The 23,733-nt window shown below is 68.7% G+C and carries 20 protein-coding genes and 1 pseudogene; 17 read left to right on the top strand and 4 right to left on the bottom strand.

The genetic code is table 11. The features are described 5' to 3' along the window. The first annotated feature begins 139 nt into the window (after nt 1-139). The 6 genes and pseudogenes from AB4Z55_RS22730 (at nt 140) to AB4Z55_RS22705 (ending at nt 6,496) form a co-directional block, all read left to right on the top strand. On the top strand, nt 140-373 hold the full coding sequence (locus tag AB4Z55_RS22730) for a helix-turn-helix domain-containing protein (protein ID WP_004019963.1): 234 nt from the start codon (nt 140-142) through the stop codon (nt 371-373). Nucleotides 374-698: 325 nt separating this feature from the next. After that, the gene (locus tag AB4Z55_RS22725) at nt 699-800 is read left to right on the top strand and encodes an AURKAIP1/COX24 domain-containing protein (RefSeq protein WP_003402602.1); all 102 of its coding nucleotides are present in this window, start codon (nt 699-701) and stop codon (nt 798-800) included. 97 nt (nt 801-897) lie between these two features. Further along, a complete protein-coding gene (locus tag AB4Z55_RS22720; RefSeq protein ID WP_369520590.1) occupies nt 898-1,950 on the top strand; it encodes an NAD-dependent epimerase/dehydratase family protein in 1,053 nt (350 codons plus the stop codon). A 189-nt stretch (nt 1,951-2,139) separates the two neighbouring features. Then, on the top strand, nt 2,140-3,312 hold the full coding sequence (locus tag AB4Z55_RS22715; protein ID WP_180819348.1) for a lysophospholipid acyltransferase family protein: 1,173 nt from the start codon (nt 2,140-2,142) through the stop codon (nt 3,310-3,312). Between the two features lie 39 nt (nt 3,313-3,351). After that, nucleotides 3,352-4,515, top strand: coding sequence for a zinc-binding dehydrogenase (locus AB4Z55_RS22710; RefSeq protein WP_369520589.1), 1,164 nt, complete (start codon nt 3,352-3,354; stop codon nt 4,513-4,515). 314 nt (nt 4,516-4,829) lie between these two features. Continuing rightward, nucleotides 4,830-6,496: pseudogene (locus AB4Z55_RS22705) on the top strand (DUF222 domain-containing protein). Nucleotides 6,497-6,517: 21 nt separating this feature from the next. Here the strand turns inward: AB4Z55_RS22705 and AB4Z55_RS22700 are convergent. Continuing rightward, a complete protein-coding gene (locus AB4Z55_RS22700; RefSeq protein ID WP_369520588.1) occupies nt 6,518-8,884 on the bottom strand; it encodes a pyruvate dehydrogenase in 2,367 nt (788 codons plus the stop codon). A 31-nt stretch (nt 8,885-8,915) separates the two neighbouring features. Next, nucleotides 8,916-10,043 (bottom strand): HAD family phosphatase, encoded by a 1,128-nt coding sequence (locus AB4Z55_RS22695; RefSeq protein ID WP_064569619.1) that lies wholly within the window; start codon nt 10,041-10,043, stop codon nt 8,916-8,918. A gap of 159 nt (nt 10,044-10,202) precedes the next feature. Here AB4Z55_RS22695 and AB4Z55_RS22690 point away from each other — a divergent pair, with 159 nt between their 5' ends. The 9 genes from AB4Z55_RS22690 (at nt 10,203) to AB4Z55_RS22650 (ending at nt 18,477) form a co-directional block, all read left to right on the top strand. Beyond that, nucleotides 10,203-10,457 carry a glutaredoxin family protein gene (locus tag AB4Z55_RS22690; RefSeq protein WP_064569635.1) on the top strand — a complete coding sequence of 85 codons (255 nt, stop codon included), beginning with the start codon at nt 10,203-10,205 and terminating at the stop codon, nt 10,455-10,457. A 152-nt stretch (nt 10,458-10,609) separates the two neighbouring features. After that, on the top strand, nt 10,610-11,398 hold the full coding sequence (locus AB4Z55_RS22685; protein WP_354560576.1) for a redox-sensing transcriptional repressor Rex: 789 nt from the start codon (nt 10,610-10,612) through the stop codon (nt 11,396-11,398). After that, a complete protein-coding gene (locus AB4Z55_RS22680) occupies nt 11,395-12,783 on the top strand; it encodes a glutamyl-tRNA reductase (protein WP_101820117.1) in 1,389 nt (462 codons plus the stop codon). Before AB4Z55_RS22685 ends, AB4Z55_RS22680 begins: the two co-directional genes overlap by 4 nt. Next, complete coding sequence (gene hemC, locus AB4Z55_RS22675) at nt 12,780-13,724, top strand: hydroxymethylbilane synthase (RefSeq protein ID WP_004019953.1); 945 nt, start codon at nt 12,780-12,782, stop codon at nt 13,722-13,724. The genes AB4Z55_RS22680 and hemC overlap by 4 nt, the downstream gene beginning before the upstream one ends. Nucleotides 13,725-13,773: 49 nt before the next feature. Continuing rightward, the gene (locus AB4Z55_RS22670) at nt 13,774-15,459 is read left to right on the top strand and encodes a uroporphyrinogen-III synthase (RefSeq protein ID WP_369520587.1); all 1,686 of its coding nucleotides are present in this window, start codon (nt 13,774-13,776) and stop codon (nt 15,457-15,459) included. Nucleotides 15,460-15,612: 153 nt separating this feature from the next. After that, nucleotides 15,613-16,590, top strand: coding sequence for a porphobilinogen synthase (hemB, locus tag AB4Z55_RS22665; RefSeq protein WP_004019951.1), 978 nt, complete (start codon nt 15,613-15,615; stop codon nt 16,588-16,590). Between the two features lie 47 nt (nt 16,591-16,637). Beyond that, nucleotides 16,638-17,420 (top strand): hypothetical protein, encoded by a 783-nt coding sequence (locus AB4Z55_RS22660; protein WP_369520586.1) that lies wholly within the window; start codon nt 16,638-16,640, stop codon nt 17,418-17,420. After that, on the top strand, nt 17,417-17,851 hold the full coding sequence (locus AB4Z55_RS22655; RefSeq protein ID WP_004019949.1) for a hypothetical protein: 435 nt from the start codon (nt 17,417-17,419) through the stop codon (nt 17,849-17,851). The genes AB4Z55_RS22660 and AB4Z55_RS22655 overlap by 4 nt, the downstream gene beginning before the upstream one ends. Continuing rightward, entirely contained in the window at nt 17,848-18,477 is a 630-nt protein-coding gene (locus AB4Z55_RS22650; RefSeq protein ID WP_248644749.1) for a DUF3093 domain-containing protein, read from the top strand. Before AB4Z55_RS22655 ends, AB4Z55_RS22650 begins: the two co-directional genes overlap by 4 nt. Here the strand turns inward: AB4Z55_RS22650 and AB4Z55_RS22645 are convergent. Together AB4Z55_RS22645 and AB4Z55_RS22640 are read right to left on the bottom strand one after the other, a co-directional pair. Continuing rightward, a complete protein-coding gene (locus tag AB4Z55_RS22645) occupies nt 18,459-19,163 on the bottom strand; it encodes a hypothetical protein (RefSeq protein WP_354560569.1) in 705 nt (234 codons plus the stop codon). The two genes, AB4Z55_RS22650 and AB4Z55_RS22645, sit on opposite strands and share 19 nt — an antisense overlap. 171 nt (nt 19,164-19,334) lie before the next feature. Next, nucleotides 19,335-21,428 carry an acyl-CoA dehydrogenase gene (locus AB4Z55_RS22640; RefSeq protein ID WP_369520585.1) on the bottom strand — a complete coding sequence of 698 codons (2,094 nt, stop codon included), beginning with the start codon at nt 21,426-21,428 and terminating at the stop codon, nt 19,335-19,337. A gap of 157 nt (nt 21,429-21,585) precedes the next feature. Here AB4Z55_RS22640 and AB4Z55_RS22635 point away from each other — a divergent pair, with 157 nt between their 5' ends. Together AB4Z55_RS22635 and AB4Z55_RS22630 are read left to right on the top strand one after the other, a co-directional pair. After that, complete coding sequence (locus AB4Z55_RS22635) at nt 21,586-22,281, top strand: TetR family transcriptional regulator (RefSeq protein ID WP_369520584.1); 696 nt, start codon at nt 21,586-21,588, stop codon at nt 22,279-22,281. Nucleotides 22,282-22,451: 170 nt separating this feature from the next. Further along, on the top strand, nt 22,452-23,615 hold the full coding sequence (locus AB4Z55_RS22630) for an acyl-CoA dehydrogenase (RefSeq protein WP_369520583.1): 1,164 nt from the start codon (nt 22,452-22,454) through the stop codon (nt 23,613-23,615). Nucleotides 23,616-23,733 lie beyond the last annotated feature (118 nt).

The raw sequence follows: 23,733 nt of genomic DNA, 5'->3' as shown, positions 1-23,733 counted from the left end.
GGAATCTCAGAAATACCGGTCTCTCACGTCGCTTTTTTCACATCTGCCACGCTAAGCTTCTTTAAGCACGTGCGTGTCTGATGTCCGCAGGAGGGGAAGCCTGCGGCCGCGACGCGTGCACCGGAGGTATGAGTGATTCATGGCACCTGCAGACACTCCTGGTGACAGGACAGGCGCAGTGAGCAATGCGGCTTCGGCGTCGCAGTTCCTCACTGTCGCCGAGGTTGCATCGTTGATGCGCGTTTCGAAGATGACCGTCTACCGTCTCGTCCACAACGGCGAACTGCCCGCGGTTCGGGTCGGACGCTCGTTCCGTGTGCACGCGAAAGCGGTCCACGACTATCTGGAGACGTCCTACTTCGACGCCGGCTGATCCGGCGCGTTGGACGCCTGAACAGCAGTTTTCTCGACAGACCTCCGTGGCCGGCCCTGTGCCGGCCACGGGGGTCTTCTGCTTCGACGGTGCCGGCGGCGGCGGGTGTGAGTCGCTTCGAAGGCCCGGTTCGGTGCTGTTCGGCGACCGCGATTTCCTGATCCGGCGTGCCGCCCGGTAGGCTCGGTGGTCGCGTACCTGGATGCGCCGGTGAGCCCTACGTGACACACCGCCGCTCGTCGCTTCGCTCCCGGCGCCGTTCCCGGCTGAAGTGCAGACCAGGGCCGAACAAGTACATCAGTGTCAATCGTGAGGAAGCGCCCCGATGGGTTCAGTGATCAAGAAGCGCCGCAAGCGCATGTCGAAGAAGAAGCACCGCAAGCTGCTGCGTAGGACCCGGGTGCAGCGTCGCAAACTCGGCAAATAGGCCTTTCTTCGGCATGGGGACCCGCTTCGGCGGGTCCTTTTGTCGTTCCGGGCGGCCTCGTCGGGCCGAATCGCCGGACTGCCGATAGCCTCGGGGTATGGCCGAACCCACCTCCGCCCCGCCCCGGGTGGTCCTGGTCACCGGGGCGTCGACGTTTCTCGGTGGCTACCTCGTGGCGCGCCTCGCCGCCAACCCCGACATCGAGAAGGTGCTCGCCGTCGATTCGCGGGTGCCGCGCAAGGACCTCCTGCGCCGGATGGGACGGGCGGAGTTCCTGCGGGTCGACATCCGGCGACCCACCATCGCGAAGGCACTCGCCGCCTACGACGTGGACACCGTCGTGCATGCGGCGACCTCGATCGCCGACACCGCCCCGCACTCGGCGGCGATCAAGGAGTTCAACCTCATCGGGGCGATGCAGGTGTGCGCCGCTTGCCAGCGCACGCCGTCGGTCAAGAGACTCGTGTTGCGCTCGACCGCGATGGTCTATGGGGCGAGCAGTCGTGACCCGTCGCACTTCGCCGAGGAGACCCGGGCGCCCCGCGAGCCGAAGCGTGGATACGGTAGAGATCTACTCGACGTCGAGGGTTATGTACGCGGACTCGGCCGTCGGCGGCAGGACATCGACATCACCATCGTCCGCCCCCAGGCGATGTTGGGTCCGCGGATCACCACACGGATGAGTTCGTACCTCTCGCTGCCGGTCGTGCCGACGGTGATCGGTTTCCAGCCGCGTCTGCAGTTCCTGCACGAGGAGGATGCGCTGGCCGCGATGGAGCACGTGACCCTCGCGGGCAAGGTCGGCACGTTCAACATCTCCGGTGAGGGCGTGGTGACCCTCACGCAGGCGATCCGTCGTGTGGGACACGTCGAACTGCCTGTTCCGAGCAGTCTCCTGGCCCCGATCGCGGGTGTGTTCCAGGACCTGCGGTCGGCGAAGTTGAGGTCGTCGCAGACCGAATTCCTCACCTACGGCCGGGTGCTCGACACGACTCGGATGCGTACCGAACTCGGCTTCGTGCCGCGGTACACGACGCTCGAGACGCTGGACGATTTCATCCAGCGCAGCGGAGTGACGCCGGTGATCGGGTCCGATTCGTGGAGATCGCTCGAACAGCGGGTCGTCTCGGCTGCCCATCAGCTGCAGTGAAATTTCGGGTCATGATGGTGACGAAGTCGACGTGGGCATGCGCAACGTGAGTGCAACCTCTAGACTTGGACGTCAGACCCACATCGCGCCTACGCCGCGAATCGTTCTCCGCGACGGCTCGAGCGCGGAACATCAACGCAGATCCGGGCCCGGCCCGGTCCGGATCGCGTACCCAGGAAACAAGTAGGGGTGAGCACTTTGGCAGGTGGCGGAGCGACAGATGCACGTACCGCGAAAGTCATTCAGCTCTACACGTCGCCCTCGGGTCCTGATGCGCGTGGCGTCCGGGAGTCCGGCCGCCGTCGACATCCGAGCCAGCAGGTCGGGCACGATCGATCGAAAACCGCAGCAGCGCAACGTGCTTCGACGCTCGGTCATCCCAACACCGACGGCTTCGGTCGGGCGCCGGCGCGGGTGACCCCGATCAGCGACGAGATCACACTGCCCGACGAGGCGCTGGGTGTCGAGCACCGCGGCCCGTCGAAATCGAGTCCGCTGTTCAGCCTCGGCGGACTCCGCGGTGCGGTCGCCGACACCCTCACCTCGACCGCAGGGTTCATCCGGGAACGGATGGCGGGGGAGTACGAGGTCGACGAGTTCGGTTTCGACCCCCACTTCACCGATTCGGTGTGGTTCCCGGCCGTCCGCCAGGTCTATGAGAAGTGGTTCCGGGTCGAGGTCACCGGCATCGAGAACCTGCCGCGCGAGGGCGGGGCGCTCCTGGTCGCCAACCACGCGGGCACCATCCCGATCGACGCGGTCATCACCTCGCTGGCCGTGCGCGACAATCACCCCGAAGGCCGCTTCCTGCGCGTGCTGGCCGCCGACATGGCCTTCGACACCCCGGGGATCAGCGAGGTGGCCCGGCGGATCGGGGCGACGCTGGCATGCAACTCCGACGCCGACCGGCTCCTGCGCGCCGGCGAGCTGACCGCGGTCTGGCCCGAGGGGTACAAGGGCATCGGCAAGCTGTACAAGGACCGCTACAAGCTCCAGCGCTTCGGTCGCGGCGGATTCGTGACCACGGCGCTGCGCAATGCCGCGCCGATCATCCCGGTGTCGATCGTCGGTTCCGAGGAGATCTACCCGATGCTCGCCGACCTCAAGCCGCTCGCCAAGATCCTCGGCCTGCCGTACTTCCCGGTGACCCCGCTGTTCCCGTGGCTCGGTCCGCTGGGCATGGTGCCGTTGCCGTCGAAGTGGCACATCCATTTCGGGCGCCCCATCGAGACCGGGTCCTACGACGAGGCGTCGGCCGACGACCCGATGGTGGTCTTCGACCTCACCGACCACGTGCGCGAAGAGATCCAGCAGACCCTCTTCCGGATGCTCAGCCGACGCGGGAGCGTCTACTTCGGCTGACGGTGCCCGCACCGCTCCGTCAGCTGATAACCATGAAGCATGCGTGCAGTCGTGTGCCGGAACGGCGAACTGACGGTCGAGGAGATCCCCACCCCTGAGCCCGGTGCGGGGCAGGTGTTGCTACGGGTGCTGCGGGCCGGGATCTGCGGGTCGGATCTGCACGCCCGCGTCCACTGCGATGCCACGGCCGAGGTGTCCGCGGCGGTGGGTTACGACGCCTTCATGCGGTCCGGACAGTCGGTGGTCATGGGACACGAGTTCGCCGGCGAGGTGGTCTCCTACGGGCCCGGGTGCCGTAAGCGGTGGGCGCCCGGCACGCCCGTGGTGTCGGTGCCGATGATCCGGCACGGTTCGGAAGCGCACCTGACCGGACTGTCGGAGTCCGCGGCCGGTGGCTACGCCCAGTTCGTGCTGGTGTCGGAGGACATGACCTTCGAGATCCCGGAGGGTCTGCCGGCCGAGCATGCCGCCCTGACCGAACCGATGGCCGTCGCCCACCATGCGGTCCGGCGCGGCGAGGTCGGGCGCCGCGATGTCGCGGTCGTGATCGGCTGCGGGCCGATCGGCCTCGCGGTCATCACCATGTTGAAGGCGGACGGGGTCCGGACCGTCATCGCGAGCGACCCGTCACCCGGGCGGCGGGTGCTCGCGCATCGGGTGGGTGCCGACATCGTGGTCGACCCGGCCACGACCTCGCCCTTCGAGCGGTGCGCCGAGGCGGGCAAGTACATCACCCGGGCCCAGGACCTGCTCGGCGCGGCGTTCGACGCGATGCGAACCCTTCGCCGGATCCCGCTCGTGCCGTGGTCGTCGCTGTTCCGGACGGCCGATCGCCTCGGTGCGACACCGAAGGGCCCGGTCGTCTTCGAATGCGTGGGTACGCCCGGGATGATCGAGCACGTGGTGACCGAGGCGCCGTTCCGGTCACGCATCGTCGTGGTCGGGGTGTGCATGGAACCCGACACCTTCCGTCCGGCCATGGCGCTGAACAAAGAACACGAGTTGCGGTTCGTGTTCGCCTACGACCCGGCCGAGTTCTACGACACCCTGCAGATGATGGCGAACGGGAAGGTCGACGTCTCGCCGCTGATCACCGCGACGGTCGGCCTCGAGGGCGTCGGTGCGGCATTCGACGCCCTCGGCGGTGCCGAGCACCACGCCAAGGTGCTCATCGATCCGATGAGTGAGGTGGTCTCGCTCTAGGCTTTCGTCGACCGTGCGCCCTATTCGTTCCCCGCTGGTTGAGCCGGCACCGAGCGTAGCCGCCGGGCCGAGCAAGCGACGAAGGAGCGCGTCGAGGTCGAGGCGCCGAGTCGAAACCACCTGGCGACCAGACCATCTCGGCGCAGTCACGCCACCATCGCGCGCGCGTGGTGACGAATATGATTGCGTCACAACGCCTACCCTTCACGGATCCACTGTGGATCAGTCTCCGGATTGTCGGTGGTCGGGTTTAGATTGGTTGGCATCGGATCGCACCCCGGCCGGGGTGGGTCGGGGGCAGTGTATCGGGGGGCATGGTGAGGGTGTGGACCGATCTGCCGGGCGAGTTCGTCGCCGGGGTCGATCCTGCCCACGCCGGGGAGACCGACATGGTGGCGTTGATGGTCGGGCTCGATGCCACACGACGCGGAGAGTCCTACCTCGCCTGGCATCGATATCAGACGATCGCGGTGATGACCGACCGTTTGGTGACCACCAGTGCGCAGGGGTTTGTGATGGACGGTCACGCCGACTGCGCCGCCCGCATCGCCCGACAGTCCGCGGTGTCGCGCCGGCAAGCCGAGAACCTGATCGACGAGGCGATCGCACTGCGGGACCGGCTCCCCGAGACCGCTGAGACATTGCGCGACGGGATTCTGGCGCAGTGGCAGATCCGGCTGATCATCTCCCGCACCTTGTTGATCCCCGCCGATGACCCGATCACCCCCGCCCTGGATGCCGAGATCGTCGCCACCCTCCGTCGTCGCAAGGGTGTGTGGGACCGGGCCCGGCTACGGGACATGGTCGACCGGCTGGTGTTCCGCCACGACCCCGATGCGGTACGCCAACGCCGCAAAGACGCGATGGACCAGCGTGGCGTGTGGACCCACGAACTACCCGACGGCACCGCCGAACTGACCGCGGTGATGTCGGCGGAGAACGTGCGGATCTCCGCGAAAGCCATCGGCATCCTGGCCGATGCTGTCTGCACGCGGGACGGCCGCACCAAGGGGATACGTCGGTCTGATGCGATGTTCGCGCTGTTGACCCGCACCACCTTCGAGTGCCAATGCGACGACGAACAGGAATGCACCGCGCGGATCCCGGACCCGCAGAACCTTCTCGACGCGGTGCGCGCCGAGATTGTGATCCATGTGGTCACCGATGCCGCGACCTTGGCCGGGGCGCCGGGAGTGGGGTCCTCGACGAGCACGGCATCATCTGCGATGAGCATGTGCGTGACCTCGCCGCCCGCCCGGACGTCACCCTCGCCCCGGTCACCCCGGCCCGCACCCAACCCACTTACGTAGCCGAAACCGCCGACGATGCACACCGGACCGCTCAGCGCCCCGCGCCGGTCGATGCAACCGAGTTGAATGTTGACGGCGGCAGCGATGTCGGTGCAGCCGATCCCGGGGGCGTCGGCTCGGGCGTAGTGGCGGTGGTGTATCCGGCCACCCATCCCGGTAACGGGTATCGGCCCACCACCGCGTGTGCCGAGTTCGTGCGGGTGCGGGATGGCTATTGCACCGAACCCGGTTGTACTCGTTCGGCCTTCGATTCCGATCTCGACCACGTCACCGAATACGACCACACCGATCCCGCCCGGGGCGGGGCGACGTCGAGTGAGAACCTCAACGTCAAATGCCGTGCCTGGCACCTACTCAAAACCTACGGCGACTGGATCGATGAGCAGTACCGCGACCGCGACGGTCGGCTGGTCACCGAATACACCACCCCCGAAGGCGTCACTCTGTACGGGGATGCCGAAACGCTGGAAGACACCTTTCCCAACCTGCGGCGTATCCGGTTCGAGCAAGCCGCCCAAGCACCACCCTCACCCCGCGTGATCGCGCCCGCAGACAACCCAGGGCGCACCCACAACCGACTGGACGCCAAACTCGCCCGCCGGCGAAACGAACGCGCCCGGAACAGGCGGGCCCGCGAAGAACTCGACCGCCTCGATCCACCAATCTTCTGACAGTGGGACGGGCGGGGACCGTCAGCGTCGAAGATCCAGTGCCGCCCGGATGATCGACTCGGTGTCGATGCCGTGGAGGCGATAGACGTCGTCGAGCGAACCCACCTGGCCGAACCTGCTGACACCCAGGGCGGCACCGCGAACCGCGTTGACGCCGGTGAGGAACGCGAGGGTGTGCGGGTGGCCGTCGAGGACGGTGACCATCGGTGCCGCGCGGTCGGCGGGGAAGACCTGGTCGAGGATCCACGACGGGGAGTCGGACAGGCCGCGGCGTGCCTGCATCGCCTCGAAGAGCAGCCCGGGGCTGGTGACGCACACGACGTCGGCGTCCACCCCCTGGTCGGCGAGCCGGTCCGCCGCGGCGAGGGTCTCGGTGACCACCGCACCCATCCCGACCAGGGTGACCTGCGGGGAACTCGTGCGCCGCAACAGATATGCGCCCGCGACCGCATGTCGGCGGCGTCGTTCCCGGGCCGCGGGATCCGTGGGGACGTCGGCGAGCCGCTGGTCGACCGGCCGCGTCGACAGGCGCAGGTACGACGACGTGCCGTCCGGCCGTCCGAGCCGGCCGATGCAGGACAACAGGATCCACTCCACGTCGAGCGCGAAGGCCGGTTCGTAGGTCACACATCCGGGTTGTTCGAGGCCGATCGACGGTGTCGTGATCGACTGGTGCGCACCACCTTCGGCTGCGAGCGTGACCCCCGACGGGGTGCCGACCAGGATCGACTGCCCGCCCGCGTAGATGCCGTACGACCATGGTTCCAGGGTCCGTTCGACGAACGGGTCGTAGAGCACGCCGATCGGGAAGAGTGGTTGACCCCACCTGCTCCACGTCGCACCGAGTTCGCCGATCAGGCCGGCCAGGTTGGTCTCGGCGATCCCGAGTTCCATGTGCTGGCCGGATGGACGTTCCCGCCAGTGCATGATCGTCTCGGCGTCGTCGTCGAACCAGTTGCGCCGCTCGTCCGGCGACCACACGCCGACCTTGTTCAGCCAGCCCGCGAGATTCGTCGTGGAACTGACGTCGGGACTGACCGTGACCACGCGCGCCGACGCCTCGGGCGCAGCCCGCGACAGCGCGAGCAACGCTCGGCCCAGGGCCGCCTGCGTCGTCGATGTCCCCGTCGGGGTCTTGCTGATGTCGGTCGGCACCGCCGGGGGAGGGGTGGGTTCGACGGGGTCGCGACGCAACCTCCGCGCCACCGATTCGCACAATGCGGCGGCCTCGGTGCCATCGGCGAATCCGGACCACGGATCGTCGACAGACGTCCCGAGGGCGGTGGCCAGTTCCCCGTACTGCTCGACCGTCAACAGCGACGAGTGGTTCTGCGGGTGGCCTTCGGTCGGGAGGCCGTGCCCCTTGATGGTGTAGGCGAGGATGACCGTGGGACGGGTGTCGTCGATCTGGTCGTAGGCCGTGCGCAGGGCGTCGAGGTCGTGACCACCGAGGTTGCGGATCGCGGCGAGGAGGGTTGCGTCGTCGACGTCATCGATGACCCGGGTGACCGATTCGGCGTCGGAGCCCTTGCCCGGCAGCCGCTTTCGCACCTCATCTGCGTCACAACGCAGGAGCCGCTGATATTCGGGGTTGGGCATGTCGAGGATGCGGCCTCGCAGTGCCGAGCCGCCCTCACGGGCGAAGAGGGTCTCGAGCAGGCGACCGAACTTGACGGCGATGACCTGCCACCCCGCCGCGGCGAACATCGCCTCCAGCCGGCCGGCGGCGATGTTGGGGACGACCCGATCCAGGGACTGCCGGTTGAGGTCGACGATCCACACCAGCTCGCCGAGTTCGGCGACCGACGGATCGAGGATCGCCTCCCACACCGCCCCCTCGTCGAGCTCGGCATCGCCGACGAGCGAGTACTGACGGCCGAGCACTGTTTCCGACCGGCGGTCGGCCCGGACTGCCTCGATGCCCGCGGCGTCGGCGCCCAGCCTGGTGTCGATGTAGCGGCGGGCCATCGCGCCCCAGATCGGCGCGGTGGCGCCGATGCCCACCGATCCTGTCGAATAGTCAACGGGGTCTGGATCTTTGGTGCGACTGGGGTAGGGCTGCAGGCCGCCGAACTCGCGCAGCGTCGTCAGGTACGACTCGTCGAGCAGTCCCAGCAGGTAGTTGATGCCGTGGAGTACCGGTGCGGCATGGGGTTTCACCGACACGCGGTCACCGGGTCGGAGTTGTTCGAACCACAACGACGTCATGATCGACACCATCGAGGCACATGACGCCTGATGGCCGCCGACCTTCATTCCGGTCGCATTGGGACGAACGAGGTTGGCGTGGTGGATCATCGAGGTCGACAACCACAGCACGCGGTCCTCGACCTTCCGCAGCGCGTCGGTTGTCGTCCGAGCGTCGCCGGTTGGGCTCGCGATCGTCATGGTGCTCTCCCGGTGGAGTGATCGGCGGAGGTCAGCGCTGGCGTAAGAACCGGGCGGCGGCCGCGGCGCCCCCGCCCGCGGCGCCGAGCACGATCGCGGTCCCGGCCCCGTACTTGGCGGCCTTGCGCGCCGTGCGGAAGTCGTACATCTCCCATCCGCGGACCTTGGCGACGTCGCGCAGGTCGGTGTCGGGGTTGATGGCCACCGCGCGACCGACCAGCGACAGCATCGGCACGTCGTTGTGCGAGTCCGAGTACGCCGTGCAGCGCTTGAGGTTGAGCCCCTCCCGGATCGCGAGGGCGCGGACGGCGTGGGCCTTGCCGGGGCCGTGCAGGATGTCGCCGACGAGCCGTCCGGTGAAGACCCCGTCGACGCTCTCGGCGACGGTGCCCAGCGCCCCGGTGAGGCCCAGGCGGTCCGCGATCGTCTGCGCGAGCTCGACCGGCGTCGCGGTCACCAGCCAGACCTGCTGTCCGGCGTCGAGGTGACGCTGGGCTAGGGCCCTGGTGCCCGGCCAGATCTTGTCGGCGATGTAGTCGTCGAAGATCTCCTCGCCGAGTTCGACGAGTTCGGAGGTCGGTTTGCCGGCGATGAAGGACAACGCCTTCTCCCGGCCCTCGGCGACGTCGCGCGCATTCTCCTTGCCGGTGATCCGGAACTTCGCCTGCGTCCATGCGAAGTCCATGATGTCGCCGTAGGTGAAGTACTTCCGGGCCGCCAGGCCGCGGGCGAAATGCACGATCGAGGCGCCCTGGACCAGGGTGTTGTCGACGTCGAAGAACGCTGCAGCGGTGAGGTCTCGCCGGGGTTCGCCCGGGATGTCGGCCGTCTCGCGCGACCGCAGCGAGTCGACGGCGGCCTTGGCGCTGGCCTCGCCGGCGAGGGTCTGGCGGAGTTCGTGGGCGGTCTGGCGGAAGCGGCCGGTGGCCGCGGTCGCCCGCTGCGAGATCCAGGTCGTGACCCGGTTGTTCTCGTCGTCGCCGAGTTCGTGGAGTTCGGCGTCCTCGTCGAAGTCGTCGGTGAACTCCACTCGGGCGGCGTGCGACTCCCAGTCGTCGCCGGTCGGGCCGTCGCCCTGCATCGGATTGGGCGGGAGATCTGTCGCGTCGTCGGGCGTCTCGTCGTCCTGACGGTCTTCCGGGCCCGGGATCTCGCCCACTGCCCACCTCCCACGCGTAGCGCCAGCACTGCTTGCCCGGTACAGCCTAGTGGTGCCGAGGCCCGAAGTCCGACCCCCGCGCGGTGGCGGATCGCACATCCGCCCCGGGCCGCGTCACCCGGGTGATCGTGCGCGCGCGACGCTGGGAGGATGGTCGCCATGACGGTGGAACTGTTGACCCGTGCAGGCTGTCAGGCCTGCGCGGCGGCCCGAGCCGACCTGACCCGGATCTGCACCGACCTGGGCGTCGGGTTCACCGAGGTCGACGTCGACCGGGCGGCGGACGACGGGCGTGCCGACCTCCGCGCCGAGTTCGGCGACCGGCTTCCCGTGGTCCTGCTCGACGGCGACGAACACAGCTACTGGGAGGTCGACGAACCGCGCCTGCGGTCCGATCTCACCGGCCGTCGGTGAATCGATTCCCACGTCGACGCGGCGTTTAACACAGCACGACCGGTCGCGAGGGGCCGTGTGAACAGATTCACAGGCAAGTTATATCCTCGTTCCCATTCAGAAGAGTCGGGTCTCGGCGTCCGGTCGACGCCGACGAGTGTGCGGGAGTGAGCGTGGGCGCGGAACGTGCGAAGTCGGCTGACGCCGACCCTCCCGCGTCTGCCGTTCCCACCGCCGACATCCCCGCCGCCGACATCCCCGGGCCGACGGTGACCCGGCTGGCCACCTACCTGCACGTGCTGCGCTCGTTCAGTCGCCGCGGCATCCTGCTGGCGTCCAGCGGCGAGCTGGCGACGGCCGCCGGGGTCAATCCCGCCATCCTGCGCAAGGACCTCTCCTACGTGGGCGCCAACGGCGTTCGCGGCGTCGGATACGACGTCGGCCGCCTGACCGCGCGGATCTCGATGACCCTGCACACCGACAGCATCCACACCGTCGCGCTCGCGGGTGCCGGTTCGCTCGGCCGCGCGCTTCTGTCGCACGCAGGCTTCGGACGTGGGTTCCGGGTCGTGGCGATGTTCGACGCCGATCCCGCCCTGGCCGGCGCGGTCCTCGAGTCGGGTGGTCCGCAGGTGGCGCCTCTGACCGACATCGCGACCGTCTGTGCACGGGCGGTCCCGACGGTCGAGATCGCGGTGATCGCCACGGCCGACGACGACGCCCGGCTCGCCTTCGACGCCTTCGTCGCCGCGGGTGTACGGCAGGTGCTCAACGTCACGCCGGTCTCGCTTCCGGCGGAGTCGGATGTCGTCGTCAGACAGGTTGATCTAGCCTTGGAGCTACAGGTGTTGGCTTTCCAGGCCTCTCGCGGGCCGCGCGACGACGTCAAGGAGCCGCGCGGAACGAAGCGGGCTCGCGGGCACCAGGGAAACGCAATGGGTGAAGAAACGGTGACAGCGTGAGTGTTCTGTTGTTCGGGGTGTCGCACCGCAGTGCTCCGGTCGAGGTGCTCGAGCGGTTGGCGGTCTCCGACCACGACCGTCCCAAATTGATCGACGAGCTGCTCTCCTCGCGAGCGATCTCCGAGGCCATGCTCGTCTCCACCTGCAATCGGGTGGAGATCTACGCCGTCGTCGACGCCTTCCACCCGGCGCTCGAGGCCGTCGGCGCCGTCCTCGGCGATCACTCCGGCATGACCGTCAACGAGATGACCCGCCACGCCTACGTCCGGTACTCCGAGGCCGCCGTCGAGCATCTCTTCACCGTCGCGGCGGGCCTCGATTCGCTGGTCGTCGGCGAGCAGCAGATCCTCGGCCAGATCCGCAACGCCTACCTCAGCGCCGACGCCAACGACTCCGCCGGGCGCGTCCTGCACGAACTGGCCCAGCAGGCACTGCGCGTCGGCAAGCGGGTACACACCGAGACCGGTATCGACCGGGCGGGTGCCTCGGTGGTCTCCGTCGCACTTCACCGCGCCAAGGCGCTGCTCACCGATCCCGCGACCGGCGCACACCGCCTGCGCCGCGCGGTCGTCGTCGGTGCCGGTGCGATGGGTGGTCTGGCCACCGCGCAGCTGGCCCGTGAGGGCGTCACCGAGATGGTCGTGGTGAACCGGACCGTCGACAAGGCCGACCATCTCGCGGGCAACATCGCCGCCAATCACGGCATCGACGTCCGGGGCGTCGGACTCGACGACCTGCCGGCCGCGATGGCCACGGCCGACGTCGTCGTGACGTGTACGGGTGCGATCGGCGCGGTCGTCGGCGTGGGATCGGTGCACGAGGCTCTCGCGTCTCGCGCCGGCGCCGGGAACGCGGCCGCGCCGCTCGTCATCTGCGACCTCGGTCTCCCGCGCAACGTCGACCCGGCCGCCGCGCGACTTCCCGGCGTGCACATCGTCGACATCGAGGGTCTGCGGGGCGACTCCGAGACCCAGGCCGCCGAGAACGACACCCTCGCGGCGCGGTCGATCGTCGCGTCCGAACTCGCCGACTACCTCACCCACCAGCGTCAGGCCGAGGTCACCCCGACCGTCGCAGCATTGCGCCAGCGCGCCGCCGACGTCGTCGAGGCGGAGATCCTGCGTCTCGAGACCCGGCTTCCCGACCTCGAGGGCGCACAGCGCGACGAGGTCGCCAAGACCGTCCGTCGCGTCGTCGACAAGCTCCTGCATGCGCCGACCGTTCGGGTCAAGCAACTGGCGTCGACCCCCAACGGGGACCACTACGCCGAGGCGCTGCGCGAACTGTTCGAACTCAAGCCCGGTGCGGCCGAAGCTGTTTCGGCTCCCGACCACATCGGTGGCCTGCCCGCGGGTGACGCGGCGGGCGAGCTGGGCGACCGATGAGCGCAACCTCTCCCGCGCCGATCCGGATCGGCACGCGGGGTTCACTGCTGGCGACCACCCAGTCGCAGACCATCGCCGATGCGTTGACCGCCGCCGGGCATCCCGCCGAACTGGTCATCATCAAGACCGCCGGTGACGCCTCGGCCGCGCCGGTGGCCGAGATCGGCGTCGGGGTGTTCACCACCGCGATCCGCGTGGCGCTCCGGAACGACGAGGTCGACGTCGCCGTGCACTCGTACAAGGACCTCCCGACGGCGCCCGAGGACGACCTCACCATCGCGGCCGTCCCGACGCGCGTCGATCCCCGCGATGCACTGGTCGCACGCGACGGACTGGTGCTCGGCGAGCTCCCACCCGGCTCGGTCATCGGCACCTCGGCCCCGCGACGGGCCGCGCAGCTTAAGGCATTGGGTCTCGGTTTGGAAATCCGCCCCCTACGAGGCAACCTAGATTCTCGGTTGGGCAAAGTCGCCAGCGGCGAACTCGACGCAGTCGTGGTCGCCCGCGCCGGGCTCGTGCGGATCGGACGGACCGAAGTGGTCTCCGAAGCGCTCGAACCGGTGGTCATGCTGCCGGCTCCGGCGCAGGGTGCACTCGCTGTGGAGTGCCGCTCAGACGATGCCGAACTGGTGAGAATTCTCGCCGAGTTGGACGACAAGTCCACCCGCGCGGCCATCGATGCCGAACGGGCGGTACTCGCGGCTCTCGAAGCCGGCTGTACCGCACCGGTCGGAGCGATCGCGGAGGTGGTCGAGTCGATCGACGAGGACGGGCGCATCTTCGCCGAGCTGTCGCTCCGAGCGGCAGTGGCGGCCGAGGACGGATCGGACGTGATCCGCGCTTCGGCGGTGGGTCCGGTCGATCATGCCGTTCAGCTGGGCAAGGATCTCGCCGCCGAACTGCTGGAGCTGGGAGCGGGCGACCTCGTCAACTCTCCCTAGCAGAGAACGAACTGCAGCCCTCGCCGAGAGGGCAGGAGAGTGCGAACCCATGAGCCGTACGAAGAAGGCAAATCCCGGACGGATCCTGTTCGTGGGGTCGGGTCCAGGGGACCCAGACCTGCTCACCGTGCGGGCGCGCACCGTGATCACCAACGCGACCACGGCCTACATCGACCCCGATGTGCCCGCGCCGGTGGTGTCGCTGATCGGTAGTGCGCATCGCGACGAACCCGCCGCCGACACTCGCCGATCCACCAAGAAGGCCGAGAAACCCGCCGACGATGCGGCGACTGCCGCTCCGGCCGACGAGCCGCAGGCCGTCGGTGACGAGTCCGGCAGGGCTGATGCCGGACAGGCCGACGAGGAGTCGGTGGTCCGACCGGCACTCGGCGATCCGGCCGAGGTCGCCAAGACCCTCGTCGCCGCGGCCCGCAACGGCGACGACGTCGTGCGCGTGGTCTCCGGCGATCCGCTGACCACCGACTCGGTCCTCGCCGAGGTGAATGCCGTCGCCCGCACGTCGGTCACCTTCGAGGTCCTGCCGGGCCTGCCCGCCGCCTCCGTCGTGCCGAGCTACGCCGGCATGCCGCTCGGCTCGACCCACACCGAGGCCGACGTCCGCGGCGAGGTCGACTGGGCCGCACTGGCCGCCGCCCCGGGCCCGCTGGTGCTGCACGCGACGTCGGGTCACCTCGCCGAGACCGCGAGTGCGCTCACCGAACACGGCATGGCGCCCCAGACCCCGGCCGCGATCACCATCAACGGCACGACCTGCGCCCAGCGCACCATCGAGGCCACGCTCGCGACGCTCAACGAGCAGGGCAACGCGCTCACCGGCCCGCTGATCGTCACGGTCGGCAAGGTCGTGGGTGCGCGCGGCAAGCTCTCCTGGTGGGAATCGCGCGCCCTGTACGGCTGGACCGTCCTGGTTCCGCGCACCAAGGACCAGGCCGGCGACATGAGCGAGCGGCTCGTCAGCCACGGCGCCATGCCCAAGGAGGTGCCGACCATCGCGGTCGAACCGCCGCGGAGTCCGGCGCAGATGGAACGCGCCGTCAAGGGACTGGTCGACGGGCGTTACCAGTGGGTCGTGTTCACCTCCACCAACGCGGTCCGCGCGGTGTGGGAGAAGTTCGCCGAGTTCGGACTCGATGCCCGCGCGTTCTCCGGCGTCAAGATCGCCTGTGTCGGTGAGGCCACCGCCGAGAAGGTCCGGTCGTTCGGTATCAACCCCGAACTCGTGCCGTCGGGTGAGCAGAGCTCACTGGGACTCCTCGAGGACTTCCCGCCCTACGACGACGTCTTCGACCCGGTGAACCGAGTCCTGTTGCCGCGCGCCGACATCGCCACCGAGACGCTGTCCGAGGGTCTGCGTGACCGCGGTTGGGAGATCGACGACGTGACGGCCTACCGCACCGTGCGCGCGGCACCGCCGCCCGCCGAGACCCGCGAGATGATCAAGACCGGCGGCTTCGATGCGGTCTGCTTCACCTCGAGCTCGACGGTCCGCAACCTCGTCGGTATCGCCGGAAAGCCGCACGCGCGCACCATCGTCGCGTGCATCGGACCCAAGACCGCCGAGACCGCAACCGAATTCGGACTCCGGGTGGATGTGCAGCCGGAGAACGCGTCGGTGCTCGAACTGGTCGACGCGCTCGCCGAGCACGCCGCCCGGCTCCGGGCCGAGGGTGCACTTCCGCCCCCGCGCAAGAAGTCTCGCCGCTCGCGTTCGTGAGCCTCCTGCTCCCTGAGGCGCCGCCCTGAGGTGCGAGGAGCGCAGCGACGAGCATCGAAGGGTGTGAGGAGCGACAGCCGAGACTCCTGCTCCCTGAGGTGTGAGGAGCGATAGCGACGAGCCTCGAAGGGCCCGTGAGTCGAAGGAGATTTCATGTCACCCGTGATCCGGCCCCGGCGGCTGCGTACCACCCCGGCGATGCGTCGGCTGGTCGCCGAGACCTCGCTCGAGCCGCGACACCTGGTCTTGCCGATGTTCGTCGCCGACGGCATCGACGAGCCGGTGCCGATCTCGTCGATGCCGGGCGTCGTGCAGCACACGATGGACTCGCTGCGCGGTGCCGCGGCCGAGGCGGTCGCGGCCGGCGTCGGCGGGCTGATGCTGTTCGGTGTGCCGCGCGCGGAGGACAAGGACGCCACCGGGTCGGGCGCCGACGCCGAGGACGGGATCCTCAACCGGGCCCTGCGCACCCTCGCCGACGACCTCGGGGACTCGACGGTCCTCATGGCCGACACCTGCCTCGACGAGTTCACCGACCACGGGCACTGCGGCGTCGTCGACGGCCGGGGTCGCGTCGACAACGACGAGACCCTCGAGCGGTACGTGTCGATGTCCCTGGCGCAGGCGCGAGCGGGTGCACATCTCCTCGGGCCGAGCGGGATGATGGACGGTCAGGTCGCCACGATCCGTGCCGCCCTCGACGCGGAGGGCTTCACCGACACGGGGATCCTGGCCTATGCCGCGAAGTACGCCTCGGCGTTCTACGGCCCGTTCCGGGAAGCGGTCGGCTCGTCGTTGCAGGGCGACCGGCGCACCTACCAGCAGGATGCGGCCAACCGGCTGGAGGCGCTGCGCGAGGTCCGTCTCGACCTCGAGGAGGGCGCCGACATCGTGATGGTGAAGCCGGCGATGAGCTACCTCGACATCGTGCGTGACGTCGCCGAGATGAGCGACGTCCCGGTCGCGGCGTATCAGATCAGCGGCGAGTACTCGATGATCTCCGCGGCCGCCGAACGGGGCTGGATCGACCGGGACGCCGCGATCCTGGAGTCACTGACCGGCATCAGGCGGGCCGGCGCGTCGATCGTCCTGACCTACTGGGCGGCCGAGGTGGCACAGCGCCTGTCGTGATCCCGCGCGCAGCGCTCGCGGCGATCCCGGTTCACTAGGCTGGTCCCATGTCCGCACCGTACGGCCCCGCGCCCGAGTCCGACCCCGGCGCGTCGTCGCAACCGAAGATCCCCGACTCCGTCTCCATCGCCGTCGAGCTGTGGGTGGTGGTGATCGTCGGCCAGATCGTGGCGCTGTTCGCGCAGACCGGCACCTTCGTGGACATGATCGGCGAGCAGGTGCGTGCGGCTCCCCAGGAGGGCATCCCACCCGAGCAGGTCGACTTCATGACGTCGTCGGGATTCGTGGTGGGTGTGCTGGTGGTGACCTCGCTGTTCCTGACCGCGATCACCGCGTTGATCGTCTGGTTCACCCGGAAGGGCTACAACTGGGCCCGCGTCGTGCTGTCGGCGATGGGTGTCTATGTCGTGGTCAGCCTGCTGTTCTCGCTGTTCGGCGACACGTCGCCGGCGTGGGCGATGATCCCGCAGGTGATCAGTGGCGTCGCGGCGCTGGGTGCGACGGTGCTGCTGATGCGGGGCGACTCCGAGAAGTACTGCCGGGCCATGGCGCAGGCGCGCAAGCCGCAGCCGGTACACCCGCCGATGCCACCCTATCCGTACGGCCAGAATCCGTACGGCCAGAACCCCTACAGCCAGAACCCGTACGGCCAGAATCCGTACGGCCAGAACCCGTACGGCCAGAACCCGTACGGCCAGAACACGCCGTATGGTGACAGCGAGTACCGAGGTGAGCGCATCGGCCCGCACCCGGAGAACCCTCACCCGGAGAACCCCCAGCCCGGGAAACCGGCCCCCGAGAACCAGAACGAAGGACCGAAGAACAAGTGACAAGTCCCGATCCGGCGCTGCGTCCGAAACTCGTCGTCTGGGCCTACCGGTGCTGGTTGACCTCGGGTGCGCTCCTGATCGCGCTCGGCGCACTCGTCATCGTCGTGTCCGCGGTCGGCGACTCCGGGACCGTCACGTCCGGAGTGCTGGGCGCCATGGTCGTCGTCGTGGGTGTCGCCTACATCCTGCTGGGCAGCAAGGCGTTCACCGGCGACGCGAGATGGCGCTCGTCGCTGGCGGCGCTGACCCTGGTCGTCGTGGCGATGCTGCTGTTCCTGAGCCTGGGGATGAACTTCTTCGCGTTCCCGTTGCTGGCGGGCATCATCGGCCTGTTCGGGTCGTTGCTCGCCTACCGGCCACCCGCCGAGACCTGGTACACCGGCAAGGAGCCGGAGGGCCCGGCTCGCCGGTCCCGCAAGAAGAACACATGACGGCCGACCCGGCCGGCTCCGAGCCCGACCCCGAGGCCGAAACCGACGCCCCGGAGCCCGACGGCACCGAATCCGACGCCCCGGCGCCCGACCCGGTCGAACCGGCGGGGGAGGTTCTGTTCGCCGAGTCCGGCGGTAGTTGGTGGGTGGTCCTGATCGGCCCGATCCTGGTCGGCGCTGTCCTGGCCGTGGAGATCACCGGACCGGGTCAGGTGCACTGGCCGGTGCTCATGATCTTCTTCGTGCTGCTTCTCGGGTTCTCCCTGGTGCAGGTGTCCGCCGCCCGCCGCCACGTCAGCGTCGAGCTCACCGAGACCACGCTCCGGCAGGGCGCGGTCACGACCCCGCTCGCGGACATCCGGAAGATCTTCCCGCCCAACCACGGTCACGCCCCGGAGGACTGGGAGAGTGCGTCGGCGCTCGGTGAGCTGCACGGCGTACCCCGGCGGCGTAAGGGGATCGGTGTGGAGCTGACCTCGGGGACACTCGCGCAGGCGTGGGCCCGGGACGTCGAACGGTTGCGCAGCGAACTCACGCAGGCACACGAGGCCGTCCGGTTGGGTCTGCCGCCCCGCGGCGCCTCGACGACGGGAACCGACCCGGCGGATCAGGAATCGACCGAGTGACGGCCCGCCCGGCTGTCGCGGTAGGCGCGGCGTCGTAGGTCGCCGAGCCAGGACGGCGCGAACTCGACGCCTTCGGGCCGGTGCAGGATCGGGTCGAAGTCGACGTCGAGTCCGGTGAGGACGTGGTCGAGCTCGATCCGGACCACCGGCACGAAGCGTCCGACGCCGGCCTCGAGGACGATCACGATCGGCTGGTTGCGGCGCAGGCGGGCGGCCAGATCCTCGATCGAGAGTCCCGAGGACTCCGACGGCTCGAGGATGCGGGCCCGAATCCAGTACAGCTCGCCGTCGTAGCGGTACGGAGTCAGGCTCGACACCGCGGTGGCCCAGTGCGTCGTCGGGAGCGGCACGGGCACGCGGCCGGCGAACGGGGCCGGGCCGGCAAGCAGGAGGTCCCAGGCGCCGGTGGCGTTGGTCGAGGACGAGACGCCGCCGCCACCCACCGCGCCATGGTCGGTCGACGGAAAACGGATGGCGAGCCCCACGATGTCCGGTAGGCCGCCGGGCGTGCCGATCCCCTTCGACACCCGCACCGACACCGGGCCGCTGCGGAAGGGCAATGGGTGATCCGCGGACAGTGCGGCGCGTCCCCCGCACAGCAGACCGTCGGGGTGGAACACCCGGGCGTGCCTGAGGGCGGCGAGCCAGCGGAACGGGGTCGTGAGGAGGTCGGGTACTGCGGTCATGAGAACTCCGGTTGTCGGGTGGTCGCACGCGCCCGGTCGCGGACCGCGCAGCGTGGTCTCCACAGCGGCGTCGGCGGCAGTATGCCCGCTGTGCCGATGGGCAAACACCGGCCCGGAACGCACCGCGGCCACCGTCTACTCGACGGTGGCCGCAGTGGTTGTGAAGCGGGTTCAGCCGTTCTGCAACATGGGTGCGCGCAGCAGTTCTTCGGGGACACCGAATGCGTCGACGAGCGACCGAGCGTGCGGGCGCAGCTCCTGGCAGAGTTCGTTCACCCCGCGCCGGATGGCCTTCGCGCGCTCCACCGAGATGTGCCGGTGCATCAGGAACCAGGACAGGTCGTCCTCCAGCGCCGAATAGACGAACAGATCGCACACCTTGCCCAGAAGATCTGCCGCGGAACGAGAATCGCAGTTCTCGATCGCCTCGACGAAGGCCTCGAGCACAACACGCTCGATGTGTGCGTGCCCCACCTTCAACAGGTGGTCCTGGGCATTGTTGAACACCTCGAAGGCGTCGTTGTCGTCGTCGAGGGCGCGGCGCAGTCGTTGCGCGCACGTGCGGACCAGGTGGTCTTCGCGATTGCGGAACAGTCGGATCTGCGTGCTGCGGTCGGTGAGCGCGGACTTCTCGGTGTCCTCGTCGGAGCCGTCGAGCAGGGTCTGCACGACCTGCCGGACCGCGGTCTTCTCGGCCACCACATCACGTGCCATCCCGGCGATGAACCGTACCCAGCCACCGGCCGAGAGTCCTTGCACGTCTTCGGAGTACGCCGACAGCAGTTCTTTCGCGATCAGCTGCGTCATGATCGTGTTGTCGCCCTCGAAGGTGGTGAACACGTCGATGTCGCCGCGCATGATCGACAGCTGGTTCTCATCGAGATAGCCTGCGCCGCCGCATGCTTCGCGGCTGACATTGATGGCGTGGGAGGCGTGCCAGGTGGCGTAGGCCTTCAGGCCGGCGGCCTGGCCCTCGAGCTGGCGCTGACGACCGGCGTCGGAGTCGTCGGGCGCGACCGACTGGACCTCGTGCAGCTCGTCGACGATCTCGTTCTGCGCGAAGCCGATCGCGTACGACTTGGCGATGAGCGGCAACAGCTTTCGCTGGTGGCCGAGGTAGTCCATCACGGTGATCTCGTCGGTGCCCTCGGGTGCCTCGAACTGCTTGCGGATCAGTCCGTAGCGGGTCGAGAGGGCCAGGGCCTTGCGGCCGGCCGCACCCGCCGTCGCGGCCACGCTGACGCGACCGCGGATGAGCGTGCCGAGCATCGTGAAGAAGCGGCGGTTGGTGTTATCGATCGGGGAGCTGTAGCTGCCGTCGTCGGCGACGTCGGCGTACCGGTTCAGCAGATTCTCCGCGGGGATGCGGACGTCGTCGAACATGATCCGGCCGTTGTCGACGCCGGCCAATCCGCCCTTGTATCCGCAGTCGCTCGTCGTGACGCCCGGCAGGTCGTTGCCGTCCTCGTCGCGGATCGGCACCACGAAGCAGTGCACGCCGCGGCCCTCGGGCTCCTCGTCGGGCCCGCCGGTGACGAGCTGCGCGAACACCGCGGCGTAGCGGGCGTGGGCGGCGGCGCCACCGATGTAGTCCTTGCGCGACGACGGGGTCGGGGAGTCGATCACGAACTCGCGGGCGTCGCGGTCGTAGGTCGCGGTGGTCTCGATGGCCTGGACGTTCGAGCCGTGGCCGGTCTCGGTCATCGCGAAGCACCCGAGGACGCTGAGATCGATGATCCCGGGCACGAATTTCTCGTGATGTCGTGCGGTGCCGAGGTTTTCGACGGCACCGCCGAAGAGGCCCCACTGCACACCGGCCTTGACCATCAGCGACAGGTCCGCGTAACCGAGCATCTCGATGGCGGTGATCGACGCGCCGATGTCCCCGCTGCCGCCGTGGTCTTCGGCGAATCCGGCGGCGGCGAAGCCCTGGGAGGCCAGTTCGCGCATCACCTCGAGGGTGTGGGCGCGCGCCTCGTCGAGGGTCCGGGCCGGGTCGGGCAGGAGGTCGGCGCGATTGGAGTTCTCCCGCACCGTCTCCCTCGTCGCGCGCCAGCGACCGTCGAGAACGAACCGCAGATTGTCGACGAGCAGGGCACGCTCGTCCGCGGACAGCTCGTCGTCGGCGGATACCGATGCCGGCGTCACCGGGTCGTCGACGGTCGGCTCGGTGGCGATGGGCGTCGGGCTCGTCGTCGACGGGGTCTTCTCGTCCGAGCTCTTCTCGGCCGGAGTCTTCTCGGAGGGAGCGGTGGGGGTTGCCATGGCTCCACCGTACGTAGTGACCCGGCGTCGGACCTAGCTTTTGTGGCGCCTGCTACTGACGAGTAATGATCGCCATCCGCAGTACGGGTCGGCGCCGAACCGCCTTCTCGGGGCCGGTCTGCCGACCACTCCGCCGCGGTGTGGTGATACTTGATCCATGTCAGTCGTGGACACCGATCCGGCCGCGTTCCGCATGCGCGTCGTCGCCGAGTCCATCCGGTTGTTCAGCGAGCACGGCTACGAGTCGACGACCGTCGAACAGCTCGCCGCGGCCGCCGGCATGTCACGTCGCACGTTCTTCCGGCAGTTCGGATCCAAAGAGGATGTGATCTTCGCCGACCACGAGTCGTTGCTAACGCAGGTCGGCGACCGGCTCGCCACCGGTGACGACGACCCGTGGCTTGCCGTCTGTGCCGCCGCGGAGCTGGTGTTCGGCCACTTCGTCCGGGACCGGGAACTCGCGGTGCGTCGGGCGCAGGTGGTCCAGGAGGTGCCGGCGTTGCGGGACCGGGAACTGGTCACGACCTATCGCTACCAGGGCGCTTTCGAGGAGTTCTTGCGTGCACGCCTGCCCGAGGAGTCGCCGGTCCACGTGGTGGCCTATGTGGCGGCGGTCACCGGCACCCACAACTTCCTGCTCCGGCAGATGATCCGCGGCGACGCCGGGGCCACGCCGGAACGTCTGCGCCTGGAGCTGGAACGGGTGGCCGTGGCACTCGGTGCCGCACGTGGTGGGACTGCATTGACGCCGGTGGTGGAATCGGGCAGACAGGTCACCGTCGTCACCTACCCGGCGGGCACTCCGCCGGGCGAAGTCGCACGTCGCGTGGCCGAAGAGCTGGGGGAGGGCTGAGCCCGACGAACGGCCGCGGGACATTGGCCGCGGATTCGAGGACAATCGGCCGGGTAAGGGTTCGTGCGGATTGACATGGCACTGAGTGCCGTGCTGCACTGGTCGTCAACATCTGCCGGTACACGCGTGCCGGGAACGAACAGGCACCGCAGGTGCCGTGAGGAGTTGTCATGGGTTACGGAAATCCCGACTTCAACGTCTTCGAGCTCCCGGAAGAGCACATCGCGCTGCGCGAGGCGATCCGTGCTCTCTCGGAGAAGGAGATCGAGCCCCACGCCGCCGACGTCGACGAGAACTCGCGGTTCCCGCAGGAGGCCCTCGACGCCCTCGTCGCCTCGGGCTTCAACGCCATCCACGTGCCCGAGGAGTACGGCGGCCAGGGCGGCGACTCGATCGCGGCATGCATCGTCATCGAAGAGGTCGCCCGTGTCGACGCGTCGTCGTCGCTGATCCCCGCCGTCAACAAGCTGGGCACCATGGGCCTGATCCTGAACGGCTCCGACGAACTCAAGCAGCAGGTGCTGCCGTCCATCGCCTCCGGCGAGGCGATGGCGTCGTACGCACTGTCCGAGCGCGAGGCCGGTTCCGACGCCGCGGGTATGAAGACCCGCGCACGCAAAGACGGAAACAACTGGGTCCTCAACGGCACCAAGTGCTGGATCACCAACGGCGGCAAGTCGTCCTGGTACACGGTGATGGCGGTGACGGACGCCGACAGGAAGGCCAACGGCATCTCCGCGTTCATGGTCCACAAGGACGATCCCGGCTTCACCGTCGGACCGCTGGAGAAGAAGCTCGGTATCAAGGGTTCGCCGACCGCAGAACTGTACTTCGAGGACTGCACGATCCCGCTCGACCGCATCATCGGCGACGAGGGCACCGGCTTCAAGACCGCCCTGCAGACCCTCGACCACACCCGCCCGACCATCGGCGCGCAGGCCGTCGGCATCGCGCAGGGTGCGCTCGACCAGGCGATCGCATATGTCAAGGACCGCAAGCAGTTCGGCAAGCCGATCAGCTCGTTCCAGGGCGTCGAGTTCATGATCGCCGACATGGCGATGAAGGTCGAGGCCGCGCGCCTCATGGTCTACACCTCGGCCGCTCGCGCCGAGCGTGGCGAGAAGAACCTGGGCTTCATCTCGTCGGCGTCGAAGTGCTTCGCGTCCGACGTCGCGATGGAGGTCACCACCGACGCCGTGCAGCTCTTCGGCGGCGCCGGATACACGCGCGACTTCCCGGTCGAGCGCATGATGCGCGACGCCAAGATCACCCAGATCTACGAGGGCACCAACCAGATCCAGCGTGTCGTCATGAGCCGCGCGCTGCTGCGCTGATCCCCCCTACTCACGGATTCGCCTCGTCGGTTTCGGCCGGCGGGGCGAGCTGTGTTCCCGCGGTGCCGTTTCCGTCCCGCTGATGGGATCGAATCAGCGGCACGGAATTGGCGACGCG

The sequence above is a fragment of the Gordonia sp. ABKF26 genome, from assembly GCF_041103195.1.
In the GTDB taxonomy this organism is placed as follows: Bacteria; Actinomycetota; Actinomycetes; order Mycobacteriales; family Mycobacteriaceae; genus Gordonia; species Gordonia terrae.
This window is presented reverse-complemented; position numbering and strand designations above follow the sequence as displayed.

Coding starts and splice junctions, on each gene's coding strand:
- AB4Z55_RS22730 (WP_004019963.1), top strand. CDS start 140: ATGGCACCTGCAGACACTCCTGGTGACAGGACAGGCGCAGTGAGCAAT.
- AB4Z55_RS22725 (WP_003402602.1), top strand. CDS start 699: ATGGGTTCAGTGATCAAGAAGCGCCGCAAGCGCATGTCGAAGAAGAAG.
- AB4Z55_RS22720 (WP_369520590.1), top strand. CDS start 898: ATGGCCGAACCCACCTCCGCCCCGCCCCGGGTGGTCCTGGTCACCGGG.
- AB4Z55_RS22710 (WP_369520589.1), top strand. CDS start 3,352: ATGCGTGCAGTCGTGTGCCGGAACGGCGAACTGACGGTCGAGGAGATC.
- AB4Z55_RS22700 (WP_369520588.1), bottom strand. CDS start 8,884: ATGACGATCGCGAGCCCAACCGGCGACGCTCGGACGACAACCGACGCG.
- AB4Z55_RS22690 (WP_064569635.1), top strand. CDS start 10,203: ATGACGGTGGAACTGTTGACCCGTGCAGGCTGTCAGGCCTGCGCGGCG.
- hemC (WP_004019953.1), top strand. CDS start 12,780: ATGAGCGCAACCTCTCCCGCGCCGATCCGGATCGGCACGCGGGGTTCA.
- AB4Z55_RS22670 (WP_369520587.1), top strand. CDS start 13,774: ATGAGCCGTACGAAGAAGGCAAATCCCGGACGGATCCTGTTCGTGGGG.
- hemB (WP_004019951.1), top strand. CDS start 15,613: ATGTCACCCGTGATCCGGCCCCGGCGGCTGCGTACCACCCCGGCGATG.
- AB4Z55_RS22660 (WP_369520586.1), top strand. CDS start 16,638: ATGTCCGCACCGTACGGCCCCGCGCCCGAGTCCGACCCCGGCGCGTCG.
- AB4Z55_RS22650 (WP_248644749.1), top strand. CDS start 17,848: ATGACGGCCGACCCGGCCGGCTCCGAGCCCGACCCCGAGGCCGAAACC.
- AB4Z55_RS22645 (WP_354560569.1), bottom strand. CDS start 19,163: ATGACCGCAGTACCCGACCTCCTCACGACCCCGTTCCGCTGGCTCGCC.
- AB4Z55_RS22640 (WP_369520585.1), bottom strand. CDS start 21,428: ATGGCAACCCCCACCGCTCCCTCCGAGAAGACTCCGGCCGAGAAGAGC.
- AB4Z55_RS22635 (WP_369520584.1), top strand. CDS start 21,586: ATGTCAGTCGTGGACACCGATCCGGCCGCGTTCCGCATGCGCGTCGTC.
- AB4Z55_RS22630 (WP_369520583.1), top strand. CDS start 22,452: ATGGGTTACGGAAATCCCGACTTCAACGTCTTCGAGCTCCCGGAAGAG.